Annotated in this window: 14 protein-coding genes; 3 read left to right on the top strand and 11 right to left on the bottom strand. The window is 71.2% G+C overall.

The genetic code is table 11. The annotated features are described in order from the left end of the window. Nucleotide 1: 1 nt before the first annotated feature. Nucleotides 2-271, bottom strand: coding sequence for a 30S ribosomal protein S15 (rpsO, locus tag Gocc_RS04475; RefSeq protein ID WP_114795344.1), 270 nt, complete (start codon nt 269-271; stop codon nt 2-4). A 177-nt stretch (nt 272-448) separates the two neighbouring features. On the opposite strand from rpsO, the gene Gocc_RS04470 reads away from it, so the two are divergent. Together Gocc_RS04470 and Gocc_RS04465 are read left to right on the top strand one after the other, a co-directional pair. Continuing rightward, nucleotides 449-850, top strand: coding sequence for a rhodanese-like domain-containing protein (locus tag Gocc_RS04470; protein ID WP_220150446.1), 402 nt, complete (start codon nt 449-451; stop codon nt 848-850). A gap of 232 nt (nt 851-1,082) precedes the next feature. Then, entirely contained in the window at nt 1,083-1,874 is a 792-nt protein-coding gene (locus Gocc_RS04465) for a hypothetical protein (RefSeq protein ID WP_147281182.1), read from the top strand. On the opposite strand, the gene ribF is transcribed toward Gocc_RS04465, so the two are convergent. From ribF to dtd, 10 genes are all read right to left on the bottom strand, one after another. Then, entirely contained in the window at nt 1,856-2,761 is a 906-nt protein-coding gene (gene ribF, locus Gocc_RS15990; protein WP_181813365.1) for a riboflavin biosynthesis protein RibF, read from the bottom strand. The genes Gocc_RS04465 and ribF overlap by 19 nt on opposite strands. Next, nucleotides 2,758-3,525, bottom strand: a complete 768-nt coding sequence (gene truB, locus Gocc_RS15985; protein WP_114795341.1) for a pseudouridine synthase family protein — start codon at nt 3,523-3,525, stop codon at nt 2,758-2,760. Before truB ends, ribF begins: the two co-directional genes overlap by 4 nt. Beyond that, nucleotides 3,525-4,538 carry a DHH family phosphoesterase gene (locus tag Gocc_RS04450; protein WP_114795340.1) on the bottom strand — a complete coding sequence of 338 codons (1,014 nt, stop codon included), beginning with the start codon at nt 4,536-4,538 and terminating at the stop codon, nt 3,525-3,527. Before Gocc_RS04450 ends, truB begins: the two co-directional genes overlap by 1 nt. Then, nucleotides 4,522-4,890, bottom strand: a complete 369-nt coding sequence (rbfA, locus tag Gocc_RS04445; RefSeq protein ID WP_220150445.1) for a 30S ribosome-binding factor RbfA — start codon at nt 4,888-4,890, stop codon at nt 4,522-4,524. Before rbfA ends, Gocc_RS04450 begins: the two co-directional genes overlap by 17 nt. A gap of 9 nt (nt 4,891-4,899) precedes the next feature. Beyond that, complete coding sequence (locus tag Gocc_RS04440; protein WP_181813364.1) at nt 4,900-5,199, bottom strand: DUF503 domain-containing protein; 300 nt, start codon at nt 5,197-5,199, stop codon at nt 4,900-4,902. Nucleotides 5,200-5,288: 89 nt separating this feature from the next. Continuing rightward, a complete protein-coding gene (gene infB / locus Gocc_RS04435) occupies nt 5,289-7,280 on the bottom strand; it encodes a translation initiation factor IF-2 (RefSeq protein ID WP_114795338.1) in 1,992 nt (663 codons plus the stop codon). Continuing rightward, entirely contained in the window at nt 7,280-7,525 is a 246-nt protein-coding gene (locus Gocc_RS04430) for a YlxR family protein (protein WP_114795337.1), read from the bottom strand. The genes infB and Gocc_RS04430 overlap by 1 nt, the downstream gene beginning before the upstream one ends. Further along, nucleotides 7,522-8,940, bottom strand: a complete 1,419-nt coding sequence (nusA, locus tag Gocc_RS04425; RefSeq protein ID WP_114795336.1) for a transcription termination factor NusA — start codon at nt 8,938-8,940, stop codon at nt 7,522-7,524. Before nusA ends, Gocc_RS04430 begins: the two co-directional genes overlap by 4 nt. Next, entirely contained in the window at nt 8,937-9,380 is a 444-nt protein-coding gene (locus Gocc_RS04420; protein WP_245904881.1) for a ribosome maturation factor RimP, read from the bottom strand. Before Gocc_RS04420 ends, nusA begins: the two co-directional genes overlap by 4 nt. A gap of 119 nt (nt 9,381-9,499) precedes the next feature. Then, a complete protein-coding gene (gene dtd, locus Gocc_RS04415) occupies nt 9,500-9,934 on the bottom strand; it encodes a D-aminoacyl-tRNA deacylase (protein ID WP_114795334.1) in 435 nt (144 codons plus the stop codon). An 80-nt stretch (nt 9,935-10,014) separates the two neighbouring features. Here dtd and Gocc_RS04410 point away from each other — a divergent pair, with 80 nt between their 5' ends. Next, complete coding sequence (locus tag Gocc_RS04410) at nt 10,015-11,700, top strand: GspE/PulE family protein (protein WP_114795333.1); 1,686 nt, start codon at nt 10,015-10,017, stop codon at nt 11,698-11,700. Nucleotides 11,701-11,710 lie beyond the last annotated feature (10 nt).

Here is an 11,710-nt window from a genome sequence, read left to right as displayed (position 1 = left end):
CCTAGCGGCGCAGGCCCAGCTCCTTGATGAGGGCGCGATAGCCCTCGAGGTCGTGCTTCTGCATGTACGCGAGGAAGCGGCGCCTGCGACCGACGAGCTTCAGCAGCCCGCGCCTCGAGTAGTGGTCCTTCGGGTGGGTGCGCAGGTGCTCGGTGAGGTCGTTGATGCGCTTGGTCAGCATCGCGACTTGCACCTCGGTCGAGCCCGTGTCGGTCGAGCTGCGCCCGTGCTTGTCGATCAACTCCTGCTTGACTTCCTTGGTGAGGGCCATGCGTCCTCCTCTGTCGACGTCTCCGCCGTCCCCGCGCGGCGTGAAGGAAGACACGGCCGGCCGAGACTGCGGTCGTCCGGAAGGCTAGCAGTGATGCGGCCCCGGGCTCGGCGCGACGGCGCAGGCGCACCTGCGACCTTCACAGGAACGCCACATCCGGCTCCTACGATGCGGCGCATGAGACTCCGTCACGTGCTCCCGATCCTCGCCGCCGCCTCGCTTCTCGCGGGCGTCGCGGCCGGCGGCGCCGTCGCGTCGCCTCCGTCCACGCTCGTCTCGCCCGCCGCGTTCGCGAGGGCGGTCGCGACGCCGGGCACGGTCACGATCAACGTCCACGTGCCCGACGCCGGAGCGATCCGCGGCACCGACCTGCGCATCCCGTTCGACCGGATCGCCCGGCTGCGAGGGCGCCTGCCCGCGAAGACGGCGCGGCTCGCCGTCTACTGCCGCAGCGGCCGCATGAGCGCGGTCGCCGTCACGGCGCTGCACCGGCTCGGGTACGAGCGCATCGTCGAGCTTCGCGGCGGCATGGACGCCTGGTCCCAGTCGGGCCGCACGCTTCTGCCCCCGCGCAGCTAGTGCGGCGTCTCGCACCATTCCACCGGAAAGTCTTGTCGCGAGACGCCGCGCTCGATGCTTGCTGCATGTCGCCCGGCTGCTGCGCAGCCGGGCGACATGCTCCTGAAGGGGCGCGCCTCGCGCGCCCGTTTCGGGTCGAACATTTGGAGACGCCGCACTAGTGGAGCGAACCGTCGACGGGCAGCGCCGCTCGGAGCGGAGGCAGTCCGCCGTATCGCGAGCGGCGAGATCGATGGTCGCCCGGCGCTACGTGCTGCTCGCGAGGACGCTGCCGGTCGTCCTGCTCGTGATCGCGGCGAAGATCGCCCTGGAGCGGCTTGGCTGGGAGTTCATCGACGTGAGCCCCCTCCACGCCAGCATCGTCGGCGGCGCGATCTTCATCGTCGGGATGATGCTGACCGGGACGATGAGCGACTACAAGGAGAGCGAGCGGCTGCCGACCGAGATTGCGGCCTCGCTCGAGAGCGTCTTCCGCGAGGGCGCCTACGTGAAGGAGCAGCATCCCTCCTTCGATCTCGCACGCCTCGCGGAGACGCTCGCCCACGTACCCCACACGCTCCGGGACGACCTCGTCCACGGCACGACGCACACGGTCGAGACCGTCGAGCGCCTGACCGACAGCTTCCTCGAGATGGACGCGCTCGGCGTGCCGCCGAACTACATCGCCCGGCTCAAGCAGGAGCAGGCGCAGATCGTCCGGAACCTGATGCGCGTTTCGTACATCCAGCGGATCTCGTTCCTGCCGTCCGCCTATACGCTCGTGGAGACGATGCTCGGCCTCCTGATCGTCCTGCTGCTCTTCACGCGGATCGGGGCACCGCTCGTGGACGCCGTCATGCTCGGTTTCATCGCCCTGATCTTCCTGTACATCGTGCGCCTCCTGCACGTGCTGGACTCGCCGTTTCGCCCCGCGGGGAGCGGTCCGGACGATGTCAGCCTCTTCCAGATCGATGCGATCCACGACACGATGCACACGCGGCTCGACGAGCGTGCAGGGCACCACCATCACGCCGGCGGCGGCTGAATCAGGCGGTCGCGGGCGTCGCAGGGGGGGCGCTTGGCGACGCGCACGGCCGCGACGTCGCGGCCGATCTGCTCGACCAGCGCGCCCTCGTTCTCGAACGCCTTCTCGTCGCGCAGCAGCTCCCAGAGCTCGACGAGGAGCCGGCGCCCGTAGAGATCGCCCTCGAAGTCGAGCAGGTGCGGCTCGATGCGCCGCTCGGTACCGCCGTAGTGCGGGTTCGTGCCGATCGAGACGGCGGCGCGATGCCCGAGCGCGGCGCCCGCGTAGATGCCGTGGCGCGGGCACACGAGCTGCGGCTCCAGAGCGAGGTTCGCCGTCGGATAGCCCAGCGTGCCGCCGCGCTGGTCGCCCGCGACGACGGTGCCGTCGAGCTCGTATGGGCGGCCGAGCATCGCCGCGGCGCCGGTGACATCGCCCGCGTGGAGCGCGATGCGGATCGCCGACGAGGACACGCCGGGCACCATCGGCACCTCCAGCACGTCGAAGCCCATGCGCTCGAGCAGATCGAGGTCGCCACGCCGGCGGGCGCCGAAGCGGAAGTCGTCCCCGGCGGCCACAGCCTCCGCACCGATCGCGCGCAGGTAGCGCTCCGCGAAGTCCTCCGGCTCGAGCGCCATCAGCTCGGGCGTGAACCCGGCGACGAGCGTCGCCTCCACCCCGACCTCCGCGAGCAGCTCGAGCCGCCGTTCGAGTGTCGCGATCAGCTCCACGTGGTTCCCGAGCGCGATGCGCGGGTGCGGGTCGAACGTGATCACCGTCGGCGCGAGACCCGTGTCGATCGCCGCCTGGACGACCGCCCGATGCCCCCGGTGGACGCCGTCGAAGGTGCCGATCGCGACGGCCCGCGGCTGCCGCTCGAGCTGGGCGGGCGAGTGTGCGATCTTCACGCCGGCATGCCTCCGCTGTCGCCGCTCTTGCGTTCGCCCACCGGCCCGCTCGCCGCGCGCAGCGGCCTGCCGCCTGCGGCGGCCTCCGCCGCCGCGATGGTCAGCCCGATCCGGGCGAGCGCCTCGTCGACCGGAAGCACGCGCTCCTCGTCGGCCTCCTCGACGAGGAAGGGGCCGATCTCCGTGCGGCGCAAGCTCACGCAGTGCCCTCCGAGCGCGTCGGCGATCGCCCTCACGTAGGTGCCGGAGCCGACGCGGAGATCGAGCGTCACGATGCCGTCTCGATACGCGATGACGTCGAGCGCGTCCACGCGGGAGCGGCGCAGAGGCATCTCGACCTCGACCCCGCGCCGGTGCAGGCGATAGGCGCGCTCGCCGCCGATCTTCACCGCCGAGGCGGCGGGGATCGGCAGCTCGATCTCCCCGCGGAGGCGCGCGAGCGCGTCGTCGAGCGCATCTCCCGCGAGCGGCGCGCGCGCCTCCGCGAGCGGCGCGCCCTCCCGGTCTCCCGTCGTCGTGCGCAGCGAGAGGTCGATCTCGGTGCGATAGCGCTTGTCGAGGCCCACGAAGCACGAAGCCATTCTCGTTGCTCGACCGGACAACAGCAGAAGGAGTCCCGAGGCGAACGGATCGAGCGTTCCGGCGTGGCCTGTCCTCGCCCGCGTGCGAGCACGCACCCGGGCGACGAGCGCGAACGACGACGGGCCGCAGGGCTTGTCGACCAGGATCACGCCCGTCGGGTCGAGCCCCCGCGGAATCGCCATCAGGCGACCGGAACCGCCGCCGGCGCGGCGCCCGCGGCGGCGAGGAACTCGTCCACGACGAACGCGGTGATCTCCTCTATCGGGAGGTCGCTCGAGAAGCCGGCGGCCTGCGGGTGGCCCCCACCTCCCGACTTGCGCGCGATCGCCGAGACGTCGATCGAGGCGACGGAGGAGCGCACGGAGACCTTGCGTGCCGGGCTTCCGTCCCGGGGCGGCTCGCGAATCAGGGCGGCAAGCTCCACTCCCTCGACGGAGCGCAGGTAGTCGATGATCCCTTCCGAGTACGGCTCGACCGCGCCCACCTCCGCGAAGTCGCCGCGCAGCAGGTACGAGACGATGACGCGGCCGTCCGCGTACGTCTCCGCGCGCTCGAGCGCCCGCGCGAGCAGCTTCAGCTTCGCGAACTGGACGCTCTCGTACACGCCCTGGAAGACGCGCCGCACGTCGGCTCCCGCCTCCACGAGATCGGCGGCGAGCCGCAGTGCCTTCGGCGACGTGTTCGAGTACTGGAAGCGCCCGGTGTCGGTGACGAGCGCGGTGTAGAGGGCCTCCGCGATGGGCGGAGTGAGCGCGACGCCGACCTCGCGGAAGACCTCCGCCAGCAGCTCCCCCGTCGAGGACACGTCGGCGACGACGAGGTTGACGTCCCCGAAGCGCGTGTTGTCGTGGTGATGGTCGATGTCGACGACGAGCGTCGCCTCGAGCAGGGCCGGATCGGTCAGCCTTGCCGCCTGCGCGCAGTCGACGGCCACCAGCACGCGCCCGGCATGGTCGCCGGGCACGTCGCGCACGAGGCCACGGGCCGGAAGCTCGAGGAAACGGTACTCACCCGGCAGCGGCGCGGGGCCGGCGAGCACCATCACGCTGTCCTTGCCGAGCTGCTGGAGCGCCAGATGCATGGCGAGCAGCGACCCGAGCGCATCGCCGTCGGGGTTCTCGTGCGAGGTGACGAGGAACCGCTCGTGGGTGCGGATCGCCTCGGCGACCGCCTGCATGTCAGCTGCCTGGGTCATCGTCCGTGGTCTCGGGGCCGGGATCCAGCTCGTCGATCAGCTTCGTCATGCGCACGCCCCGCTCGACCGACGGATCGTACGCGAACACGAGGACGGGAGTGCGGCGCAGGTGAAGCTCGCGGTTGACGCGCGCCTGCAGGACGCCGGCGGCGCTCTCGAGCGCACGCATCGTCGCCGTACGCTGCTTCTCCGCGCCGAAGACGCTCAGCCACACCGTCGCCTGCGAGAGGTCGTGCGTCGCTTCGACCCCCGTCACGGTGACGAACCCGATCCGCGGATCCTTCAGCGTCGGAATCGCCTCCGAGACGACCGCCTTGATGGCCTCGTCGACCCGCCGCATGCGGCCGCTCACGCCGGCGTCTCAATCATCGAGGCACACCAGCTCGCGCTCGTGCGAGAGCAGCTCGAATCCCTGTCCGGCGAGCCAGCGCTCCGCCTCGTCGAGCAGCCGCTCGGCCTCCCGCGCCTCACGGGAGACGCAGGCGAGCGTGAGACGCGTGCGCTGCCAGACGCCGTGGTGGTCGACCTCCGCGATCGAGCACGCGACGCGGTTCTGCAGCTGCTGCTTCACCGAGCGCAGGTGCATCCGCTTCTCCTTGAGCGAGTGGCTCTCGGGGAAGAAGAGCTCGAACGAGCAGATGCCGACGTAGCCGCTGGGCACCGGCATATTGAAGCGGGAACGCGCCGGCGCGTGCGGATGCCGTTCGGGCCGGGAGCGATCGCCCTGCGGCGCAGTACGGCGGAACGCACCTACGCGTCGTCGGCCGGGGCGGACGCCGCGGCTGCCGGCGGCGGCGCCTCGTCGAGATCGGTGCGCTCGACCTGCTTCGTCTCGTACGCCTCGAGGACGTCGCCTTCCTTGAGGTCGTTGAAGCCCTCGAGCAGGATGCCGCACTCGAAGCCCTCGCTCACCTCGCGCGCGTCGTCCTTGAAGCGCTTCAGCTGCGCGATCGACGTGTCGTAGATCTCGGTGCCGTCGCGCACGACGCGCACCTTCGCGTTTCGACGTACGACACCGCTCGTGACCATGCAGCCCGCGATCGTGCCGAGCCGCGAGACCTTGAACAGCGCCCGCACCTGTGCCTCGCCGAGCGTCTCCTCGCTCTCGACCGGCGACAGCATGCCGACGAGCGCCTGCTGGATGTCGTCCGTGAGCTGGTAGATGACGCGGTAGGTGCGGATGTCGACGCCCTCGCGCTCGGCGAGCGCGCGCGCGTCGGCGCTCGGCCGCACGTTGAATCCGATCACGAGCGCATGCGAGGCCGACGCGAGGTTGACGTCGTTCTCGGTGATGCCGCCGACGCCCGTGTGGATGACGTTGACGCGCACCTCGGAATGGTGGATCTTGCCGAGCTCGCCGAGCAGCGCCTCGACGGAGCCCTGCACGTCCGCCTTGAGCACGATGTTGAGATCCTGGACGACGCCCTCCTGCAGCTGGGAGAAGAACGCCTCCAGCGAGACGCCGCGCCTGGGGCGCTGCGCGAGCTGCTCGCGGCGGAGGCGCTCGGCGCGTTTCTGGGCGAGGTCCTTCGCCTGGCGCTCGTGCTCGACGACCCGGCACAGCTCGCCGGCAGGCGGCGGCCGGTCGAAGCCGAGGATCTCGACCGGCTCGCCGGGCTTCGCCTCGTTCACCTTCTCGCCGCGGTAGTCGTAGAGGGCGCGCACCTTGCCGGACGCGTCGCCGGCGACGATCGCGTCTCCGATGTGCAGCGTGCCGCGCTGGACGAGCATCGTCGCGACCGGGCCGCGACCGACGTCGAGGCGCGACTCCACGATCGGCCCGGAGGCCTCGACGTTCGGGTTCGCGCGCAGGTCGAGCTCCGCGTCGGCCACGAGCAGCACCATCTCGAGCAGCTCGTCGAGGCCCGTCTGCTGCTTCGCGGACACCTCGGCGAACTGCGTGTTGCCGCCCCACTCCTCGGGCTGCAGCCCTTCGGCGGCAAGCTCCGAGCGAACGCGGTCGACGTTGGCGTTCGGCACGTCGATCTTGTTGACGGCGACGACGATCGGCACGCCGGCGGCGCGCGCGTGCGAGATCGACTCGCGCGTCTGCGGCATGACGCCGTCGTCGGCGGCGACGACGAGCACCGCGATGTCCGTCACCTTGGCGCCGCGGGCGCGCATGGCGGTGAAGGCCTCGTGGCCGGGAGTGTCGAGGAACGTGATCTTGCGACCGTCCGCGACCGCCTGGTAGGCGCCGATGTGCTGCGTGATGCCGCCGGCCTCCGTGTCGACGACCGAGGTCTTGCGGATCGCGTCGAGCAGCGTCGTCTTGCCGTGGTCGACGTGGCCCATGATCGTGACGACCGGCGGTCGCGGAGCCAGATCCTCCTCCCTGTCCTCGAAGGCCTCCGGCTCGGCGTCGTCGTCGGCGGCGTGCTTGATCACGACCTCGCGCTCGACCTCGGCGGCGATCAGCTCGACGGATTCGTCCGACAGCGACTGGGTGATGGTGACCATCTCCCCCATGCCCATCATGATCTTGATGATCTGGGCCACGGGAATCCCGAGCGCAGCCGACAGGTCCTTGACGCTGACGCCGGAGGGGACCGTCACCGGCCCGGTCGGCTGCGCCACCGGCTGCCTGCTCGAAGGCGCGCCTGTCCCGGGCCCGCGGTCGCGCGCCTGGCGGCCGTCGCGGCCGCGGGCGCTGCCGCCGTCGATGACGACGCGGCGCTTGCGTCCGGAAGGCCCTCCGCGCGGGCGGATGGGGCGGTTGGGCTTGTTGGGTCCGTCGGCCATCAGCTATCAGTGTAGTGGCGCGCGAGCTCCGGCCCGGCGGACACGGTCGTCCGCAGGACACGAGCGAACGCGCGCGACGCCAGCGCGCGCTCGAAGCATGCGAGGCCAAGGCACGTGTAGACGCCGCGGCCGGGCAGCGTCCGCCCCTGAGCGAGGCTGCCGTCCACCGCCGCGAACCGCAGCAACTCGTGCTGTGGCGCCTTGCGCCCGCAGCCCGCGCACGTCCGTACCGGCGAGGCGCTCACGCGTCAGCGTGCTCGCCCTCCCGGACGGCCTCCGCGGCGCCCTCCTCGACAGCCGTTCCCGCGGACGCCGCCTCCGGGGCGGCGGCACCCGCGTCCGCACCGGCGTCGGCGCTCTCGGGCTCCGCGGCGTCGCGCGCGACCGCGGCCGGCAGCGGCCGGCCGGCGAGCGCCTGGTGGGCGGGCACGCCGCAGTAGTGCGATCCGGGCAGCGCCGCGTTCGGGCAGCGCTTGCCGTTCGACAGCGTCGCGGCGCAGCGCCCGGAGAACTCCTGGGTGTCGTCCTCGCCGGCGAATGCGGCATCGGCTTCGGCCTGCGCGAACTCCGTGTCCGACTGGATGTCGACCTTCCATCCGGTCAGCCGCGCCGCCAGGCGGGCGTTGAGGCCCTCCTTCCCGATTGCGAGCGCCAGCTGGTCGTCGGGCACGACGACCGTCGCCTCGCGGGTTTCGTCGTCGATGTAGACCTCGCGCACGCGGGCAGGCGAGAGCGCCTTCGCGACGAAGCGCGCAGGCTCGGTGTTCCACGGGATGATGTCGATCTTCTCGCCGCGCAGCTCGGAGACGACCATGCGCACACGCGAGCCACGCGGGCCGACGCACGCGCCGACCGGGTCGACGCCCTGCACGTGCGACTCGACCGCGATCTTCGAGCGGTAGCCGGGCTCGCGGGCGACGCCGCGAATCTCGACGAGGCCGTCCGCGATCTCCGGCACCTCCAGCTCGAACAGCGTCTTGATCAGCTCCGGGTCGCGGCGGGAGAGGATCACCTGCGGGCCCTTCGTCCCCGACCGCACCTCGGTGATCACGGCCTTGATGCGCGACCCCTGCTCGTAGCGCTCGCCGTCGACCTGCTCGGAGCGGGGCAGCAGCGCCTCGACCTTGCCGAGGTCGACGAGGACGTTGTTGCGGTCACCGGCCTGCTGCACGATCCCGGTCACGACCTCGCCCTGCCGGTCGACGTACTCGTCGTACATCATCGCGCGCTCCGCCTCGCGGATGCGCTGCTGGATCACCTGCTTGGCCGTCATCGCGGCGATACGGCCGAAGTCGTGCGGCGTGACGTCGGTGCGCACCATCTGGTCCTCCGGCACCTGCGACCAGTCGAGCTCGAGATCGTCGTCGCTGACGAGGGTGTGCTGGCGCTCGCCCGTCTCCTCCTCGATGCGCTCGAGCTCGTCGATCGCAGCCTCGCGCGCCTCGTCCAGCAGGCGCGCTTCCAGGTCGGCCGGGATCTGGATCCCGAACACGCGGAACTCACCCTCGTCGTCGAGGATCACCTCGGCGTGGCGGGCGGCGCCCGGCGTCTTCTTGTACGCCGCGAGCAGCGCGTCCTCGAGCGCCGCAACGAGCGTCCCCGGATCGATGCCCTTCTCGCGCTCGATCGTGCGGATGCCCTCGATGATCTCCTGGCTCATGGCTGCACCTGTCCCTCGTCGATCAGATTGCCCCGGACGATCGCCTCGTACGGGATGTCGACCGCCTCGTCGCCTGCGGCGAGACGGAGGTGTCGTTCGTCTGCGGCGACGACCGCGCCGCGAAAGCGCTTCTTGCCGGCGAGCGGTGTCGCCGTACGGATCTGGACCTCCTGTCCGACCGCTGCCCGGAAGTGCGCAGGCTTGCGCAGCGGGCGCTCGACGCCGGGCGAGGACACGTCGATCGTGTACGAGGCGCGGTAGTCGTCGAGGAGCTGCGTGACGCGGGCGCACAGCGCATGGTCGACACCTTCGGGGTGGTCGACGTAGACGCAGAAGCGGCTCGGCGAGAGCATCTCGACGGCCAGCACCTCGACGCCGGGCAGGCTCCGCTCGACCGCGGGTGCGATCTCCCTGGCAAGCGTCCTCTCGGTGACGAGCATGTCGGCCAAAGCGCGTCCTCTCAACAAAAATGGGCGCCGCGCGCCCATTTCCCAAAGCAGGTGAAATGTGGTGAGCGAAGGATAGCAGCGTTCGCGCGCCCCGAGCCCGCGCGCCCCCGTCAGCCGAGCACGATCGTCACGGGGCCGTCGTTGACGAGCTCCACCTCCATGTGCGCGCCGAACGACCCGGTCGCGACGCGCACGCCCTCCTCCCGCAGCGCCGCGGCGAAGCGCGCGACGAGCGGCGCCGCCGCCGCCGGCCGCGCGGCGGCGGCGAAGCTCGGGCGGTTCCCCCGGGAGGCGTCCGCGAGCAACGTGAACTGGCTCACGACGAGCGCCTCGCCGCCGACGTCCACGAGCGAGCGCTCGAACCGCCCGTCCTCGCCGGGAAACACACGCAGGCGCGCCACCTTGCGGGCCAGTCGGTCGGCGTCGGCCGCGGAATCCTCCTCGGCGACGCCGACGAGCACGACGAGACCAGCGCCGCACGCGCCCACGGTCGAGCCCCCGACGCGCACCGCGCCACGCCTCACCCGCTGCACCACCGCGCGCACGGCGCGATTGTCCCCGTTCCAGGAATCAACCGTCGCACACGTCCCTCATCCCAGGGACGTTCCCTGCCGATAGAGCGATCGTGGAAGCAGCCCGCAATCCCTGGCCCGCTCTCGGCGCGCTGCTCGTTCGCGACGGGGCGATCACGCCCGAGCAGCTCGAGACGGCACTCGACGAGAAGCGGAAGAACCCCGAGAAGCGGCTCGGAGAGATCCTCGTCGAGTCCGGCGCCGCCACGCCGACGGCCATCTCGAGAGTGCTCGCGGAGCAGCACGAGCTGCAGTTCGTCGAGCTCGACCTTCCGTCGATCGAGGTCGAGGCGGCGACGCTGCTGCCCGAGAATCTCGCGCGGCGCTACCGCGCGCTGCCGATCAGGTTCAACGAGGACGGCTCGGTGCTCGTGGCTGTCGCCGACCCGACGAACGTCATGTTCTCGGACGAGCTGCGCCTCGCACTCGGCGTTCCCGTGCGCGTCTGCGTGGCGGCGCCGGAGGCGATCGAGGCCGCGATCACGCGGATCCACGACGAGGCGACGGTCGACATCCAGGAGGTCGTCACCGACGCAGCCGAGAGCGAGGACGACGCCACGGTGCTCGACCTCGACCACGACACGCCGGCCGTCGTCTTCATCAACCGCGCGATCTCCAAGGCACTCGATCTCGGCGCCTCGGACATCCACTTCACGCCGCAGCAGCGCCGCCTCTACGTGCGCGTGCGCGTCGACGGCGTCATGCGCGAGCTGACCTCGATCGCCGGCACGCAGGCACCCGCGATCGCGAGCCGCCTCAAGATCATGGGCGGCCTCGACATCGCCGAGCGCCGAGCGCCGCAGGACGGCCGCGTCTCGATCAAGCGCGGCAACGAGTCGATCGACGTCCGCATCGCCATCCTGCCGACGACCCACGGTGAGAAGGTGACGCTCCGCGTCCTCGCGCAGGGCGATGCGCCCAACTCGCTCGAGGCGCTCGGGATGTGGGAGCGGAACCGCGCCGCGCTCGCGCGCGCGATCTCGCAGCCGTTCGGCGCCGTCGTCGTCGTCGGCCCGACCGGCTCCGGCAAGACGACGACGCTGTACGCCTGCCTGCAGGTGCTCAACACGCCGGACCGCCAGCTGACGACGATCGAGGACCCGGTCGAGTACCGGGCCGCGGGACTCGACCAGATCGAGATCAACCCGAGAGCCGGACTCACATTCGCGAGCGGGCTGCGCACGATCCTGCGCTCCGACCCCGACGTGCTGCTCGTCGGCGAGATCCGGGACGAGGAGACGGCGCAGATCGCGTTCCGCGCCGCGATGACCGGCCACCTCGTGCTGACGACCCTGCACGCCCAGACGGCGGCGGCGGCGATGCAGAGGCTCACGGACATGCAGATCGAGCGCAGCATCATCGCGACGTCGATCAACTGCATCGTCGGCCAGCGCCTCGCCCGGCGCGTGTGCCAGGCGTGCTGCGAGCCGTACACACCCGAGCCGGAAGAGCTTCGCTCGATGCGCGTGCCCGAGTCCTACGGCGAGCTCACGCTCTACCGCGCCGTCGGCTGCTCCGAATGCGACGGCACGGGCTACCGCGGCCGCGTGCCGCTGTTCGAGGTGCTGACGATGACGGACGAGATCGCCATGCTCGTCGGCGCCCCCACACGCGAGATCGAGGCGACGGCCGTCTCCCAGGGCATGATCACGCTGCGGGACGACGGCATTCGCCTCTCGATCGCCGGCGTGACGACGCTGGACGAGGTTCGCCGCGTCGCAGGCGACGCCGTCAGCTGACGGAGAACGC

It is taken from the genome of Gaiella occulta, from assembly GCF_003351045.1.
In the GTDB taxonomy this organism is placed as follows: Bacteria; Actinomycetota; Thermoleophilia; order Gaiellales; family Gaiellaceae; genus Gaiella; species Gaiella occulta.
This window is presented reverse-complemented; position numbering and strand designations above follow the sequence as displayed.

What these genes read in the sequence shown, in the direction of transcription:
- rpsO (WP_114795344.1), bottom strand. Translation starts at nt 271, where the DNA reads ATGGCCCTCACCAAGGAAGTCAAGCAGGAGTTGATCGACAAGCACGGG.
- Gocc_RS04470 (WP_220150446.1), top strand. Translation starts at nt 449, where the DNA reads ATGAGACTCCGTCACGTGCTCCCGATCCTCGCCGCCGCCTCGCTTCTC.
- Gocc_RS04465 (WP_147281182.1), top strand. Translation starts at nt 1,083, where the DNA reads ATGGTCGCCCGGCGCTACGTGCTGCTCGCGAGGACGCTGCCGGTCGTC.
- truB (WP_114795341.1), bottom strand. Translation starts at nt 3,525, where the DNA reads ATGGCGATTCCGCGGGGGCTCGACCCGACGGGCGTGATCCTGGTCGAC.
- Gocc_RS04450 (WP_114795340.1), bottom strand. Translation starts at nt 4,538, where the DNA reads ATGACCCAGGCAGCTGACATGCAGGCGGTCGCCGAGGCGATCCGCACC.
- infB (WP_114795338.1), bottom strand. Translation starts at nt 7,280, where the DNA reads ATGGCCGACGGACCCAACAAGCCCAACCGCCCCATCCGCCCGCGCGGA.
- nusA (WP_114795336.1), bottom strand. Translation starts at nt 8,940, where the DNA reads ATGAGCCAGGAGATCATCGAGGGCATCCGCACGATCGAGCGCGAGAAG.
- Gocc_RS04420 (WP_245904881.1), bottom strand. Translation starts at nt 9,380, where the DNA reads ATGCTCGTCACCGAGAGGACGCTTGCCAGGGAGATCGCACCCGCGGTC.